This is a genomic window from Sedimentisphaera salicampi (genome assembly GCF_002117005.1).
Classification (GTDB): Bacteria; Planctomycetota; Phycisphaerae; order Sedimentisphaerales; family Sedimentisphaeraceae; genus Sedimentisphaera; species Sedimentisphaera salicampi.
The window spans coordinates 943,067-959,565 of record NZ_CP021023.1 but is presented as its reverse complement, the minus strand read 5'-3'; the positions used below and the strand labels follow the sequence as shown (position 1 = coordinate 959,565).

General features: G+C 44.1%; 11 protein-coding genes and 1 tRNA gene. 8 read left to right on the top strand and 4 right to left on the bottom strand.

Features of this window, described 5'->3' with window-relative positions; all coding sequences use genetic code 11:
* The first annotated feature begins 28 nt into the window (after positions 1 to 28).
* The 7 genes from STSP1_RS03545 to STSP1_RS03510 all read left to right on the top strand — a co-directional run bounded on the left by STSP1_RS03545 (position 29) and on the right by STSP1_RS03510 (position 11,786).
* Positions 29 to 2,695: a LamG domain-containing protein gene (locus STSP1_RS03545; protein ID WP_085755027.1), complete on the top strand. Its 2,667-nt coding sequence runs from the start codon at positions 29 to 31 to the stop codon at positions 2,693 to 2,695.
* Between the two features lie 21 nt (positions 2,696 to 2,716).
* On the top strand, positions 2,717 to 4,138 hold the full coding sequence (locus STSP1_RS03540; protein ID WP_085755026.1) for a sulfatase family protein: 1,422 nt from the start codon (positions 2,717 to 2,719) through the stop codon (positions 4,136 to 4,138).
* A 32-nt stretch (positions 4,139 to 4,170) separates the two neighbouring features.
* Entirely contained in the window at positions 4,171 to 5,586 is a 1,416-nt protein-coding gene (locus tag STSP1_RS03535) for a sulfatase family protein (RefSeq protein ID WP_085755025.1), read from the top strand.
* A 187-nt stretch (positions 5,587 to 5,773) separates the two neighbouring features.
* Entirely contained in the window at positions 5,774 to 7,918 is a 2,145-nt protein-coding gene (locus STSP1_RS03530; protein ID WP_161491594.1) for a LamG-like jellyroll fold domain-containing protein, read from the top strand.
* 37 nt (positions 7,919 to 7,955) lie between these two features.
* On the top strand, positions 7,956 to 10,124 hold the full coding sequence (locus STSP1_RS03525; protein ID WP_085755023.1) for a LamG-like jellyroll fold domain-containing protein: 2,169 nt from the start codon (positions 7,956 to 7,958) through the stop codon (positions 10,122 to 10,124).
* A 269-nt stretch (positions 10,125 to 10,393) separates the two neighbouring features.
* A tRNA-Met gene (locus tag STSP1_RS03515) sits at positions 10,394 to 10,468 on the top strand.
* Positions 10,469 to 10,610: 142 nt separating this feature from the next.
* Positions 10,611 to 11,786, top strand: coding sequence for a tyrosine-type recombinase/integrase (locus STSP1_RS03510; RefSeq protein WP_085755021.1), 1,176 nt, complete (start codon positions 10,611 to 10,613; stop codon positions 11,784 to 11,786).
* A 77-nt stretch (positions 11,787 to 11,863) separates the two neighbouring features.
* On the opposite strand, the gene STSP1_RS03505 is transcribed toward STSP1_RS03510, so the two are convergent.
* A complete protein-coding gene (locus STSP1_RS03505; RefSeq protein ID WP_085755020.1) occupies positions 11,864 to 12,076 on the bottom strand; it encodes a hypothetical protein in 213 nt (70 codons plus the stop codon).
* Positions 12,077 to 12,195: 119 nt separating this feature from the next.
* Positions 12,196 to 13,026, bottom strand: coding sequence for a hypothetical protein (locus tag STSP1_RS03500; protein ID WP_085755019.1), 831 nt, complete (start codon positions 13,024 to 13,026; stop codon positions 12,196 to 12,198).
* Positions 13,027 to 13,974: 948 nt separating this feature from the next.
* On the opposite strand from STSP1_RS03500, the gene STSP1_RS03495 reads away from it, so the two are divergent.
* Positions 13,975 to 15,138 (top strand): SNF2-related protein, encoded by a 1,164-nt coding sequence (locus STSP1_RS03495; RefSeq protein WP_161491593.1) that lies wholly within the window; start codon positions 13,975 to 13,977, stop codon positions 15,136 to 15,138.
* 2 nt (positions 15,139 to 15,140) lie between these two features.
* On the opposite strand, the gene STSP1_RS12380 is transcribed toward STSP1_RS03495, so the two are convergent.
* A complete protein-coding gene (locus STSP1_RS12380) occupies positions 15,141 to 15,518 on the bottom strand; it encodes a hypothetical protein (protein ID WP_123806968.1) in 378 nt (125 codons plus the stop codon).
* Positions 15,460 to 16,083, bottom strand: a complete 624-nt coding sequence (locus STSP1_RS03485; RefSeq protein ID WP_123806967.1) for a hypothetical protein — start codon at positions 16,081 to 16,083, stop codon at positions 15,460 to 15,462. The genes STSP1_RS12380 and STSP1_RS03485 overlap by 59 nt, the downstream gene beginning before the upstream one ends.
* Between the last annotated feature and the right edge of the window lie 416 nt (positions 16,084 to 16,499).

Sequence of the window (16,499 nt, the reverse complement as noted above, 5' to 3'; positions counted from 1 at the left end):
CGTTTTTTTTTATAAGAGAGATGAAGCTATGATAAAAATTGTTTATTTTTTAGCTGTTATCAGTTTTGCAGTTGCTCCTGCAAGGTCGGGAGAGATTGTCCCTTGGCTCGATGATTCAGAGGCCCTTGTGGATTATACTGCTCCCAAAGACGGTTCTTCAGGCGATGTTCCTGCCTTGAATCCTGAAAGCGAAATAACATTCGCCGCAAAATTCACCCCTTCTCGGGCCGATTTGGACGAACAGACCGGCCCGGTAGTTATCATTGAGGTTGGCGGTGTACTGCACGGCAGCGGGCTTTATATCTGCGGCGGTGAGCTGGTGTATGCCGTTAGAACAGGCGGCGATGCTCCGGTTCGTGAGCTGATGGATCTGGATAATATCAACGGGGCGGTTTCAGTGGTCCTGGGCGATTTAGAGGCCGGACAGGAGAATAAGGCGTATGTGTCCTTGAATCTTCAAACCGGTATGGTCTTTTCTTCTGTGAACGGTGAGAGGCAGATTAAATACCTCATCAATGCCCCGCAGTCAACAGACCTTACCGGCAACAGAACATCGGCGTTTCTTGGCAAAGATCAGCTCTCCATTCATATGGGCGGCTTAAACGACAACTACACAGAGCCGTTTCTCGATATGGATAACCGGCAGATCTTTCAGGGGCTGCAGGGCACGCCTGTGAGAGGCCAGATTTTTGATCAGGCTGTCAGTCCGCCTGAGCCGTGCAGTCCGAGCCCGGAAAACGGATCTGATGCCAGAGTTTCACTGTCAAGTTTTTCTTGGGCAGGCGGGATGTATGCGAACAGTTATAACGTTTATCTCGGCACTTCTCTGGAGAATGTTACGCAGGCCGATTCAGCGAACCACTTCGGTACGCTGCTGCATCAGCCGCAGATTTCCGGCCCTGATTTGCAGGGGCGTTTTGAGCTTGGGCTCACTGAAAACCAGATTTACCTTGATGAACAAACCACATACTATTGGAAAGTGGAAGCGATAAATTCCGGCTACGCAGAAAGCCCGTGGGAAAGTCAGGTGTGGGCAGTAAATACCGACCCCCTCAGAGATTTCCCGCTTACTGCAAGCGGGGACCTTCCGTTTATTTCTCTCAGCTGGGAAAGGCCGGCCGATCTGCTGGTCGAGCTGTATCCTGATCTGAGGTACGATGTTCTTATAGCTTCAGATTCCAGTTTCGAGCAGATTGTATCATCCGTTTCAGGGATAAACCAAACTTCTTGGCAGCCTAATACGCAGGGGATGTTCTTCGGGGAGAACTACTACTGCCGCGTGGATTGCTATTCCCCCTCCCATCCGGATCTGGAAGGAAGCAGCGAGGTGCTGGAGCTCTCATACGAGAATCCAGGAATCATTGAAGATTTCGATCAATACTCCTCAGATGCCCAGCTGCTCGCCGATTGGCAGGACGGAACAACTAATTCCACAGGCTCCTTAATCGAGCTGGGGCTGCCGGCTTATGGAAAATCTTTGAAACTGAGCTACCAAAATCAAAACGGAACTGAAAAATCGGCAGTTGGCAGGTCATTTAACCAGCCTAAAGACTTCACTGCTTGCGGGACCCAGATTTTAGAATTTTATTTCAGAGGAGAGCCGGAAAATCAGCCCGCAGATTTCTACGTTCAGTTGGAAGATTCAGGCGGAGTGAGCAAAAAGGCATATTTGCAGGAAGATTTGATCTATGCAGCGCCGTCTCGTGTGCGGATTAAGCTCGAAGAATTTTCGAACGAGGGCGTGAATATTTCCGAAGTTGCTTATTTGGAATTCGGCCTTGAAAATTCTCCATCACAGACGGCCAGCGGAGTGATTTCAATTGATTCTATCGCTCTGGATATCAAACGCTGCCTTGAGGGCAGCAGTCAGCCTGCCGATATCAATAACGATTGCCTGATTAACCTTCAAGACTTGCAGATCTTGGCGGAGAACTGGCTTGCACAGAGCCATTGGGTTTTTGCCGCTGCTGAAGAGCCGGAGGGGCTTGAGGCTTATTATCCATTCGACGAAACCAGCGGGGCAGTGGCCTACGATAATTCTGCAAATTCTTACCACGCTGATGTGCTGAAAGATGCTCCGGATACTGCTTGGAATCCTTCAGGAGTTGAGGCGGGCTGTCTCGAGCTGGACGGTACGTTTGCCGTTGAGCTCCCGAGCGGAATTTTCGATGCCGCAGACCAAGGCTTCACAATCAGTTTCTGGTTTTTGGATCAGCCGGATGCATGGGAAACGAGAAATTCGATTGATTTTCTAATAGCAGCTTCGAGTGCAGATTTTGAAAAGGAAGCCGAATATGAATTTGCTGTTTATCCCGATTTCCAGGCCGGCTGGCATCATCTGTGCATCACAAACAAAACTGGAGGTTTCACGAAAATCTATAAAGACGGTGTTTTAACAGCCGAGGGTGAAACCTCCCTCACTTCTGAAGATTATTCAAATGCAGGCCGGTCTTTTATAGGTTCTTCTCCCTCAGGAGACGGCGAATTCCTGAAGGCCAAAATCGATGAATTCAGGATTTACAGCAGAAGCCTCAGTCATGAGGAAGTTGTGTTCCTTTACGGCGGAGCTATGCAGCTCGTAATGCAGCCGGTTTCTCCTGTGATTTGCCCCAAAGACCCCCTTTCAGACGGCGTTATAAATATAGGTGATTTTAATCAGATAGCCCTTTTCTGGCAGGAAAACTTCAAGCATTAAGATCCAATCAGGGTGTATATAATGAAGAGAAGAAATTTTATAAAACTGGCAGGCTTTGCAGCATTCTCCTCGGTTTTTTCGGATGCTTCAGCGGATATTTTCAGCTCAAACGAGTCAGATTCATCCCGCCCGAATGTGCTTCTGATAATGGCCGACGACTGCACCTTCAGAGACCTTCCCCTTTACGGCGGCGAGAATGCCTATACCCCCAACATAAACCAGCTTGCATCTGAGGGGCTTGTGTTCAACAAAGCCTACCTCTCAGAGGCTATGTGTCTGCCTTGCCGCTCAGAATTGCAGACAGGGCTTCATCCAATAAGCAACGGGGCAAGCTGGAATCATTCCAAATGCCGAAACGATATTAAAAGCGCCCCGCATTACCTCTCCGAACTGGGCTATCGTGCAGGGCTTACAGGCAAGAGGCATATACGACCGAAATCTGCTTTCCCGTTTGATTACATTGAAGGGTTTGATCAAAAATGTGTTCGAAACCCCACCCAGCCGCACGATACGCAGTATATCAGGCGGTATATGGAAGATGATTCTTCGCCGTTCTATCTCTCTGTATGTCTCGTTGAGCCGCACGCCCCGTGGGTAATGGGAGATGCGAGCAGGTATCCCGCTGATCAGCTGAAACTGCCTCCCAATATGGCAGATACGCAGGAAACGCGCGATAATTTTTCAAAGTATCTTGCAGAAATAACATATATGGATTCGCAGGTTGGCGATATTTTAGAAGCCCTTGAGCAGTCCGGAAAGGCGGATAACACCCTTGTGCTCTTCTCTTCAGAGCAGGGCTCTAAGTTTCCGGGGAATAAGTGGACGAATTGGGATACCGGCCTGCATACAGCCTTGATAGCCCGCTGGCCGGGAGTTGCGCCGGTGAATAAACGGACAGAGGCAATGGTTCAATACTGCGATTTCCTCCCCACGATTATAGAGCTTGCAGGTGGAAATCCTGAAGAGCTTGAATTCGACGGAAAGAGTTTTCTTGATGTGATTAAAGGCAATACAAACAAACACCGTGATTACGTGTTCGGCATACACAATAACGTACCCGAAGGCCCGCAATACCCTATCCGGACAGTCTTTGATGGGCAGTACAGATATATACGCAATCTCTGCCCGGATAGGCTCTATATTGAAAAGCACGTGATGGGAGGTGCGGACTTCTGGCATTCGTGGGTTTCCAGCTCCTACAATCAGGAAGATGTGTATAAGCTCGTTGAGAGGTTCACAAGAAGGCCCGCAGAGCAGCTCTACCACACATCAGAAGACCCATACGAAATGAACAACCTCGCCGATAACCCTGATTATTCCGAAATAAAAAACAAGTTAAGCGACAGACTTGATAAATGGATGGCTCAGGAAAACGACCCAGGAGCCCCTATTGATACTATGGAGGCCCTTGAGGCCGCAAGAAACCAGAATCATATATACTGAATTTGAAGCAATATTTTAAACAGGAATTGAAAATGGAAAGAAGGAATTTTATAAAATTAGCAGGCGTTGCGGCATTTTCCGCTGTTCAGTCGAGCGGTGTTGCGGAGTCTATTTTTGCAAACAGTAATTTCCAGTTGAAAAAAGGTGTACGTAATGCCGGCGGGAAAAAACCGAATTTCCTTTTCATAATGGCAGACGACTGTACCTACAGAGATATAGGCTGCTACGGAGGACAGGCTCATACGCCGAATATCGATAAGCTTGTTCCCGAAGCAATGAAATTCACTAACTGTTTTCAGGCTGCACCCATGTGTTCGCCCACAAGGCATAATATATATTCAGGCCTATATCCCGTAAAGAGCGGGGCATACCCAAATCATGCAGTTGCAAAGGAAGGCACTAAAAGTATTGTGCATTATCTTAAGCCGCTTGGCTATAGAGTTGCACTTTCCGGTAAAAAACATATAGCTCCGGAAGAAGTATATCCGTTTGAATACAGCGGCAACAAAAACCCTGATATGGGAGCTGTTGAGAGTCTGTTCTCAGAATGCAGCAATACAGAAACACCCTTCTGCCTCTTTGCCTGCTCAAACGAGCCGCACACACCTTGGAACAAAGGAGACCCTTCTGCCTACGATGCTGATGATGTTGAGCTTCGTCCATACATCCCCGATACACCCGTCGTGCGCGAATCTATGACGAAGTATCTCGCAGAGATTACTTATTTCGACAGTCAGGTAGGTCAGCTTCTTGATCTGCTTGATAAGCATAATCTCTCCGATAATACGATGGTTATGGTTGTTTCAGAGCAGGGAAATGCGCTGCCTTTCGCCAAATGGACATGCTATGAAGACGGGCTCGGCTCGATTATGATTGTCCGCTGGCCCGGGAAAGTGGAAGCTGGAAGCAAGAGTGATGCAATTGTGGAGTATGTTGACGTAACGCCCACTTTCATTGAGGCGGCAGGCGGAAAGCCCCCGGAAATCCTCGACGGTAAAAGTATGCTCGGCCTGCTCACCGGCAAGACAGATAAACACAAGGACTACACCTTCGGCATCCATACATCAAGAGGAATACTCAAAAACAAGCAGCCATACCCGATACGTTCTGTGAGGGATGAAAACTACAGGCTGATTTGGAATCTCATACCTGAAAATGAGTTCCAAAATGTAGTTACAGAAAACCCCAGCCCTGAATTTCAGTCTATGCTTGATTTAGCCGCAAGCGGCGATGAGCACGCGCAAGAATATACGCATAAGTATCAGCACCGCCCAGAATTCGAGCTCTACAACATCAAGCAGGACCCTGCAAATATCAATAATCTGGCTGACGAGCCCGGCTATGAAGAGGTGTTCAAAAGGCTCAAAGGAAAGCTTGATGAATGGATGAAAGATCAGGGAGACAGAGGCATTCAGACTGAGCTTAATGCTTACGACCATCAGAGATAAAAAATTGTAAACTTTGTTAAGATTTAGAGTGTTATAAATTAAATCAGAAAAAGGAATGTGTATGAAATATTAGTTTATCTGCCGTGTGGTTGAAATGATGTATTTCGATTCAGCCTACTGTTGGTTTATCACGCCCAAAAAGGCGTGGTGCAAGTTTTTTAATCTTTATTATTACGGAGGTTTCCCAATGTTGAAAAAAATTAAAACCTTAATCCTTCTATTTGTATTTCTTATTGCCGCAGGGGCATGGGCAGGTGAAATAGTCCCCTGGTTTGATGACAGTACTGCCCTTGTTGACTATACTGCTGCCTACGATGAGACAGGCAGTGATATAGTTTCTTTAAATCCGGCAAGTACCATAACCTTTGCCGCCAAATTTACGCCTTCAGAACTGGACGTAACAGAAGAAACAGGCCCTGTTCTGCTCATAGAAACAGGCGGGAGCAAGTATGGAAGCGGCCTGTATATCTGCAATGGCGAGATTGTTTACGCCCTCAGAACTAGCGGAAATGGCCCAGACAGAGAATTGACCGACCTTGACAATAGTGATGGATCTTCTTCTGTGGAAATGGGCAAGGCTCTTGAGGGGCAGGAAAATAAAGTGTATGCCTCTTTAGACCTCACCACTGGAATGATTTTCAGCTCTGTCAACGGCGTTCGAAGGATCAATTACCTCTACAACGCCCCGACTTCTACCAACCTTACCGGAAATCAGGCTGTAACCTTTCTCGGAGATACCAGCTTAGGCTCGACGGGCGGACTCAGCGGCACAAACCCGCTTCTTAGTGCCTCAAATGCATGGATGTTTACCGGCATAGCCGGCGCACCTGTGAGAGGTCAGATTTTCAGTCAGGCAGTTAATCCTGCTGTTATGGCCAACACACCTTCTCCGGCAGTTAATGCCGAAAATATTGACCCTGCTGTCATTTCTGAGGTAAGCTTTAATACAGCTGAAGACCCTGAAAATGCCGGCTCGCAGAACCCTGATGTAACTGGGCACTTTGTTACTTTCTATGAGGGAACTGGAAGTGATCCGAATCTCAGCCTCCCGCAGCTTTATGAAACCTTTGTGCCTACGGGAACAGACCCGATTTCTGTAACGGTAAATTCTCCGGAAACTTTCGAGCTTGATCTCGGACAGGATATTTACTGGAGAGTAGAAGAGCAGATCAGCGGTGCACCTAAAGGTGATGCAGGCAATGTTACAGGTCCTTTCTGGGGCTTTGCAACCCTTCCGCCAAAGCCTGCCGCATATATTCAGCCTGAAGACGAGGCCGTATTTGATGATGAACAGGCCATGTTCGAATTCACTTTCACCAGCAAGAGCTCAGCAAGCTCTGCTTGGTATAAAGAAGGCGATCCGGATACCGAATTGCTCCCATCCGATCCGGATGTAACGATTGAGCTCACTCAAGACGGCGATCAATACACTTCAGCCCTCTATCTTGATAATCCAGAAGCTGCAGATCAAGGCTACTACTACTGCAAAGCAGAGAATGAGTTTGGAAGCTTAGACTCTGAATCTGCCTCACTGGCTGTTAAGCGTATGGTTGTTTATTGGCCGTTCGACGGGGATTACCTTGATTATTCCGGCGAAGGCAATGATATAACACCTTATGGAACCCCTGTTCCGGAGCAGTGGGTTGACGGCGTGGTACCTGCTGAAACAGGGCAGGCCATCAGCACCATTGGAAACCGTGAATCAGCAGGCGAGACAGCTCCGTTTAATGTTGCTGAGTATACAAATGAGATTACTGTATCTCTATGGCTCAATTGGCCAGGGCCGGACAGCTTCTCAACTCTCAACTATCGCCAGATTGTATGTTCACAGGATGACAGTGATAACAATTTCTTCCTCGAAATCGACAACAGAGACGGCTGGATTCAGATAAATGCCCCGGGCTACAGCCCCTATCCATTCTATCAGATACAAAGGGATGAGTGGACTCATCTGGCATTTACTGCTTCAGAAGATGAGGTGGCAGCGGTTTACGTCAACGGCTCGCAATATGAAATAACCGATCCGGGCAGATTCAGCATCAATCAGCTGTCCAAGCCGATATTCTTTGCATCAGACGTGCAGGACAGCGAAAACCTGAACAACGTGCTGGAAGCTGTTTTCGATGATGTAAGGATCTATAACTATGCTATGAGCCCCGAAGAGATTGCAGGGCTGTACTACGATGTATCTGGTGAGCAGATTTGTGTTGAGCCGAATGCAGACAACCTGAAATACGATTTCGACGGCGACTGCACTGTTGATTTCGATGACCTTGCTGCTCTGTCTATCGACTGGCTAAATGATAAGATGTATCTGAGCTCATTAGAGTAGTTGGTAAGTGTTAATTAAATTTTATGGAGAAGATAAAATGATGAAAATATACAAGTTTTTTACACTAATTGTTTGTCTCTCAGTTGCCTCAGCTTGTTTTGCAGGTGAAATCGTACCTGAATTTGACGACTCTGATGCGATTGTTGACTATTCCGAACGTCAGCTGCAGAACTCAAGTGATATGACGGGAATTGTGGATTCCGGCCTTATCACTCTGACAGCTAAATTCACCCCTACAGAAGCGGATACAACCAAAACAGATGGCCCTGTTATTGTAACAGAAGTAGGCGGGTCTAACTACGGAACCGGTATATTCATTTGCGATGGTATGCTCACTTTCGGCTCTAAGGGAGCAAACGGAAGCGGCGGCGGGAATGCTGTTGTTGAGAGTTTGAACGATACCGATGCCTCCGGCGACGGCGGCGTGGCAGTGGCTCTCGGGCCTGTTTACCCAAACATTGAAACAGAGCTCTTCGTTTCTTTTAATTCAGGTACAGGCGAGCTTATAGCAATGATTAACGGCCGGCTCTACACTGAAACAATCACTGGCTCCGTGCAGGTTACAAACCTGAGCGGCAACCGTACCGTGAGTGTTTTGGGCTGGGTTCCGGGTCCGGATGAAGATTACGGTGTTTTCGGCGGGCTCAATAACTCCAACGACCCCCCAGACCTTGTAAATCAGGCAAATGTTGTTGCAATGGAGACAGTATCTGGAACGCCTTTAAGAGGCCAGATATTCGAAGATGTTGTAGATCCCGATCTTTGGCCGAGAAATCCCGTGCCTGCAAACGGAGAGGTTAATGTTGACCCTGTAGCTGTTACATCGCTTCAGTTTGATACTGCCGGCGAACCCGGAAACACATCTAACCCGAATCCCAATGTAACAGGGCATTTCGTAACTGCCTATTCTACGTTTGACCCCGCTGATCCAAACAACAACGTCGAGGCGCTCAGCGCATTCGTACCTGCCGGCAGCGACCCTGTTCAGGTGCCTTTTACATTTGAACTGGGTGATGAGATATACTGGAAGGTGGAAGAGCAGATCAACAATGCAGCAGAGGGCTCTGCAGAAAATATCGCAGGGCCAATCTGGCATTTTGAGGCTCTCCCCGCAATACCGGCCATTACAGCTTCGCCAGCAGATCAGGCAGATTTTACCGGCGAAGAAGTTACTTTCAATGCCGCTTTTACAAGCAAAACTGCTGCATCTGTAGAATGGGTGAAGGCAGGAGATCCGGAAACCATAGTTGATGATACAGACCCCGATATAACCATTGGTGTTTCCCAGCATGGAGACAGCTACACCACAAGCCTTTCTGTTGCTAACCTCGAAAGAGATGATCAGGGCGAATACTTCTGCCGTGCGAGCAATCAAGACGGCACTGCGGATTCTGATTCTGCAATGCTCGGCGTTAAGCGCATGATTGGCTACTGGCCTCTCGACGGAGACTATACAGACGCTTCAGGCGAAGGGCTTAATGCTGATCCGAACGTTGCGCCTCTGCCTGAGCAGTGGGTTGACGGTGTTGACCCTGCAAAGACAGGGCAGGGCTTTGATACCGTTCCCGAGCCTCTGGCAGCAGCGGCAACCGAGCCGTTAGTCCCCGCTCCTTATACTGATGAGCTCACTGTTTCGCTCTGGGTCAAGTGGACTGGAGATATTTATCCCAGCGGAGGCCTGGCAGGGCTGATTTGCAGCTCAGATCCCGATGGCGGAGAAAATAACTGGTTCTTCGATATCCAGCCCGATGGACAGCTAACCGCTAATACTCCGGGTTACGTTCAGTGGGGAGTACCGGAAGACCACTACATTACTCCCGACCAGTGGATGCATGTTGCGTTTGTCAATGATGCAGACCAGACGGGCAGGCTTTATGTAAACGGATCTCTCGTTCAGACCAACGATGACTTTATGCGCAGTAAATTCGAGCAGCGCGTATATATTATGTGTACAGGCGAAACGAACGGTCAGCTCGGCAATCCGGGGCTTGGTGTGTTCGATGAAATCAAGATGTACAACTATGCCCTTACTAACGATCAAATCGCCCAGCAATATCACGAAATTATGGGCGGCGATTTCTGCACAGACCCATACTCCGAAGACCTCAAGTATGACTTCAACGGAGACTGCAAGGTGAATCTTGCTGATTTGGCGATGTTCGCTCTGGACTGGAATGAGTCTAATCTATATCCCCAGCTCGACTAAGCTGAGTTAATCTTTCAAAACAAAAAAAGCTCTCCCGGTTCGGGGGAGCTTTTTTAAATTTAGGCGTTGTCCCATACCCAAGCCGAACATCGTAATTTTGGCAGAGGTTATAAGTACTCCGTGCCTTCCAAGGCGTTTTAATACAATAAACAGGCCTTCAAAGATAAATTTAAGAACTTGCGGGATGGATGCGGAAAAAAGTTTTTGAATTGTTTTGTTTTTGTTTGACAAACCATTCAATTCTGCTAATATTACTGTTCTCGTTTGATTGCGGGATAGAGCAGGCTGGTTAGCTCGTCGGGCTCATAACCCGGAGGTCACAGGTTCGAATCCTGTTCCCGCTACTTATTGATATAAAAGGACTTGCAGAAATTTGCAGGTCCTTTTTTTTGGTTAAAATTAGCGATTTGTACAGTAAATTGTACAGTAAAAAAATGCCTAAGGATCTGCAAACTAATACTAACTTTAATTTTAAGAGGTATTAAAATGGCAGGTTTAATCAAAAGAAGGAAAACATATTATGTGGTTTATCACGTAGGAAAAAAAGAAAAACGGGTAAGCCTTAGAACAACAAATTACCAACTCGCTAAAGAGAAGTTGCGTAAGTTCGAAACATCTCTATTCATGGGGGAAGATAACCCGCTTCCAACTAATACACCGATAGGCAGAGTTCTTGATAAATACATTAAGCACATTAGAACCGTAAAGACCCCAAAGAGCGCGCAAACTGAAATATACTATCTACGACAAACATTTGGGGTTGTGTGCCCTCAACTTGAGATTACAAGCCGTAAACCAAGCGACAAAGCCTTGAAGAAACCAAAAAAACGAGGAGCAGCTAAGAAAGAGTATTCTCAAATAATAGAAGCATCATGTTTTGAGAAAATAACAACAGCCTGCATATCTGAATTCATATCCGCACAAGTTCGCACCAGAGGATTATCACCTAAGACTGCAAACCACTTCAGGCAAATTATCGTTAGATTATTTAATTGGGCTATGAAAGAAGGGGGAGTTCGTATGCCGGGAGATATAAACCCCGGGGCAAATGTTGAGAGATACATAGAAAGAGCTTCTCAAATTCGTTACCTTTCATTTAAACAAATCGATGAGCAAATCAATGGGCTCAGTTTTAAAAAGCAGCTTCAAACGATGGTTGCTATGCTAATATATACTGGTATGCGAAGAGAAGAGATCTTATGGCTAACTAAAAAAGATGTTGACTTGAAGGCTGGTAAATACGGAATGATACGAGTTCGAGCAAAAGAAATTAATGGAGAATATTGGCAGCCTAAGACAAAGACCAACAGGGCAATTCCAATTAGTTCATCATTAAGACCTTATCTAATTAAATATGTTCCCAGTCCAAATAAAGGTAACTTATATTTCCCGAGTCCAAAGAGTTTGAGCCTTTACGACCCTGATAATTTTAGCAGGGACCTATCAAATGCAAATAAAAAACTAGGATTGCAGTGGACTTGCTTAGACTTTCGTCATACTTTTGGCTCTATCTTGGCGCAAAGAGGTGAGTCACTTTACAAAATTGCCACCTTAATGGGCAATTCTCCAGAAATATGTAGAAAGCATTATGCTGCTCTTATACCGGAAGCGATGTCTGATTGCGTTGAATTTAATTTACCTAAACATTTTATGATTGGATAAAGATAAGCCCCGGCAGGACTTGCACATCACTAGAATCCGGGGCTTATACTGGTTAGCTTTTTTCTTTGATTGGCAGATTACACAGTTGAACAAATCTGCCTTTCTTTTTCATAAGCTTCCACCTCCTTTCTTAAAAATCTTATAGTTCCGTTTTTCCCTTCTCCCGGGCAGAACCTTGTAAGCCCCGCTCTGCGTGTAATCCTGTCAATGCTTGAACGTGAGCATTGCCAGCGATGAGCAAGCTCTTTAGGAGATATGTAAACGGATTTCTCAACGAACTGATTTTTCATTTTTAGGCCCCCTTCTCTTTAAATTTATTACACAATTTTTATCTATGTTAAATGCTTGGCTTATATGGGCTTTCAGAGTTGCTTTGCATTTAAGTTCTTTATATATTCGATTTCGTCTCTTAATAATTTGTTGCCTTTTGCTCATCAACTTCTCTCCAATGAAAGGTTTTGTATTTTCTGATTATCCCCAGCTTTTTTTGTGATATAGTGCTGAGTTGTGTTAAGGCAGCATTAAAATTCTCAGCACAGAATATTCTTCTATTTCTCTTAGGGTTGCCGTTATCATTAATTTTGGGGATGAGATTTTTTGATTGAATATCAAGTTGGCCAAGCCATTTCCTGTTCTGTTCAACTTCACCCGTTTTAATGTCGGTAGTAACCAATAACTGGAAAAAGTTTACTGTTTGACCGCAGCCATTGATTCTTTCTCTGTAGCTTTTCTGCTGATTTTTACGTTTATCTTTATTGTCATTATTAGATTTTGAAGACGTTTCGCCCCAGAAACCACGGCTAGCGCTGTATCTTCTAATTCTTCTCTCTTTCCCCATATCCAACACCCATTCAGGAAAGCCCTCTTTAGGTGTTTTGATAAGATACTTTGTAGCATATCTACCGGCATAAGCTGGATCTTTGAAATTAGGAGCAGAATGAAGAACAGTTCCAAACCTGGGGCGGTTCTCTTTTACTTCTCCGGCATCTTTGGGGCGATGTTTGCCCCATGAATATAAAATTGCATTCCATGAAATATACTTAGAATCATACAAAACATGGAAATGAGGCATCTGAGTATCTTTCTGCCATTCAATAACATAGAAATATCTGCGAGTTGCGAGATAGCCCCACCTATACAAGTCTTGTGTTGTTACACTTACACAGCGATTCTCCATAACATAAAGATATGCATCTTTTGGATTTGAAAATAATTCAGGATCAACAGTCAGAGTTTCCATTATCAACCCCTTAAAAGTCTTAAGAATAGGGATTAATCGGGCTCTGAGTTTATATCCTTCAGTTATGCAGCAATCAGGGCAAAACCAACAACGACAATTACATTTGGCAACTTCATAAATATTATTCTCTGTTACAGTATTGTGTAAGTATTCAAGTAAATATGAAGGCTTCGCCTTCATCCCCGCTTCGGCTTGTTGCCGAAGCGGGATGTTGGCGGTTCCTCTATCCCTGTAACTTCGTTTTGCCTCAAATGGGGGCATATTTTTCCTTTCATTTAATAAAGATAAATGTGATTAATGAACTAAAAGGAATCATAGCAATGAAAGGTGAAATCTTCCGGACACTTAAAAATTTATTTTTGTCCGGGTAGCAAGCAGGTTTTAGAAGTGGCTTAAAGCATAAGCTTCTGCAAAAATCTTCCTTTTTTTTATTATTTTTCTTCGAAAAATTCCCCTTGACACTTAAAGCTTGCCGATTTTTTATGCCTTTATGCCCGAAAAGGGCAGAGTAAAATATTTCCTGGAACAGATGCCGTATTAGCTCTGGTAGTTTTATTCACAAACCACGTCTTTACCCTTTTCGAGCAATTTGTGATTGTTTGGCAAGCTTTTGCGTGTCAATCGCCATAAAAAAAAGAGTATTTTTGCCCTCATACAGCATAGAAATTCTTCCCATATACCACATATTTAACATAAATACTTGATTATTTATGATATAGCTCTAATATAAGAGCGTTAAAGTTACTAATTGCAGAAGTGATAAACTCAGGAATCTTGGTTGATAAACGAGCATTACACAGATTTCCATAGTAAATACTGGGCATATTGCCTTAGCGTTGAAGGCTCTGCTGGTGAAATTGACACTCTCTTGAAGTCTATCTCAAACTCAAAAGTAGACCTAAACCCTCATCAGGTTGATGCAGCATTATTCTTATTCTCCCCGCATTCTTGCGTAAGCAGTGGCAGCAGGAGCTTGAAAGCAAATTTTTCCTGCCAACTTTTATTATCGATTCCAACATATACAAAAAAGAGGTAAGAGCAGGAAATCCTAAGCCATTCAAACAGCAGAATAAAATTATTCTTTGCTCTTACAATTTCGCTTCAAGAATGGCCCAAGAAATTTCAATGATTCCATGGGATCTCGCTGTTATAGACGAGGCCCATAGAATGAGAAACGTCTATAAGACCAAGAATAAGATGGCCAAGAAGATCAGCAATGCTCTGGGAAGCTGCTCTAAGCTTCTTTTAACTGCTACACCCCTCCAAAATTCTCTCATGGAGCTTTACGGGATTATAAGTGTATTGGATGAGCATGCTTTTGGTGATGCAGCTACATTCAGGCAACAGTTTATCAATGTATCAAATGAGTACCAAAGAAACCTCATTCTAAAAGACCGAATAAAGCCCTTTTGCAGCAGAACTCTACGAAAGCAGGTTGTTGAATATGTTCCTTTCACCAAAAGAATTCTTATCACTCAAGAATTTATCCCAACTCCGGAAGAGGCTGAGTTGTATGATATAATTTCAGCATACCTTAAAAGGGATAGGCTTATTGCTTTGCCGCAAAGCCAGCGAACGCTTATAACCCTCGTTCTAAGGAAACTGCTTGCTTCTTCTTCGTTTGCTATCACCGGCACGCTTCACTCTCTAATTAAAAGGCTTCAGCATATTTCTGAGTATGTGCAGGTTTTAGATGATGAAGACTTGGAGGGAATTGATGAATATGCCGATGAACTCGAAGAAGACCAGCCAGAAAATTACTCCCTAAGCTCGAATTCAGATATCGACCCAGAGCAAATTAAAGAAGAAACTGATGAGCTCAAGGTCTATCTCGAGCTTTCTCAAAGGATAAAATTCAATACAAAGGGCAATGCTCTCAAGGATGCCCTTAAAGCAGCATTCGAGAAAGCAGAAGAGCTGGGAGCAAGCAGAAAAGCTGTTATATTCACTGAATCCCGCCGCACGCAGCAGTATCTTTATGATTTGTTATCTGAATCCAGCTTTGAAGGCAAGCTATGGAAGTATTTGCTTATTCCCCATAATGTAATTGACGAAAGTAAAACATTTAATTATTTGGCTTCAAGATACCAGCTAACAAACTTCTTTGATTAGGATTAGTTCTTTCTCGGAGCTTTGATTTTATTGCTTTCTCTGTAAATTGCTTTTGTAAATGATTCTGGAGAATCAGGGAGGTCAGGGTCTGCCGGATTAGAGGTTCTATCTTTTTCTATGCTGTCAAATAATTTGGCGATTTCTGGTGCACTAAAATCTTCAAGACCAGATGAGAAATACTTAATTAAAGCGCTGAGTCTGTTCTTAATTTGTCTCATTTTCGGCTTTGGTGATTTGTTTTTTAAAGAGTTGAGAAAGCTATTATAGGAATGGTATTTACCGTTTTCATACAAATTAACTATGAACTCTGCGATTCTGGGATTATGAATTATTGTTTTGTCTATTAGCGCAAGTTTTTTTAATTGAGTTATAGTCTCCATTTCTTGCCTTGTAGAACAATGTTGTAGGATATTCGCCATGGATAAAATAACAAGGAAGCCAAATTCTGAGAAAAAAGTGAACAACTTGCTTAGTTTCAAAATCCATATTTGCGATATAGCTTTCTTCAGAAGAAGTTTTTTCTTCAACGCAATTTAATGCTTGTATAGTTAGGTAATTAAAGAAGTTGCTTATGTAATATTCGGCTTCCTTGATTTCTTGAGTATTGATTGCTTCTTCGAGCTGTTTTCGCTCTTTATTTGTAGAGTTGTTGTACCAAAAAGGAAACGCTTTGAAAATCAACAATAACTCAGAATTCTTTAAATCTTTGTAAAATTGCGGAAAAACGCCATCAAATAAAACCTTTTCAAGGTAGTTGTGTTTTCTGTATAGTGAATGCCATTCAGTTATAGAAATATCTCGCGGCAATAATGTAGATAAATTGAGCTTGTTTTTTTCGTCCAATAACCAATAAATTTGCTTTGGAACTGAGGCTGTCTGAATGGCAAATATGCCAGTCAGGTTCTTCCTATTTCTAAACCAATCTCTAATATTCTTTGTAGACATATCAGCATTCTACTCAAAAAAGAATAAAAAGGCAAGTTGATATTGGAAGATGAAATTTGTACAGTAAACTGTACAGTAAAAACTTGCAAATATGGTAAAAATGTGGTATATGTATAGGTAGAGAAAAAAAGCTAAGTTGCTTTATTACTGCAAGTTATGGCAGGACAAGGATTTGGGAAAATACCAGTGAAAACTCTCATAACCCGGAGGTCACAGGTTCGAATCCTGTTCCCGCTACTTATTGATATAAAAGGACTTGCAGAAATTTGCAGGTCCTTTTTTTTTGGTGTGCCCGGCAGGGCACATTCGCTTGGGAGTGAAAGTCTCCTGTGGGCCCGGTAATGGGAACCACTAGCCGGACGGCAATGGCTGTCACCGTGAGGTGAGGTCTGAAGGAAGCCGCAGGCAAAATGCTG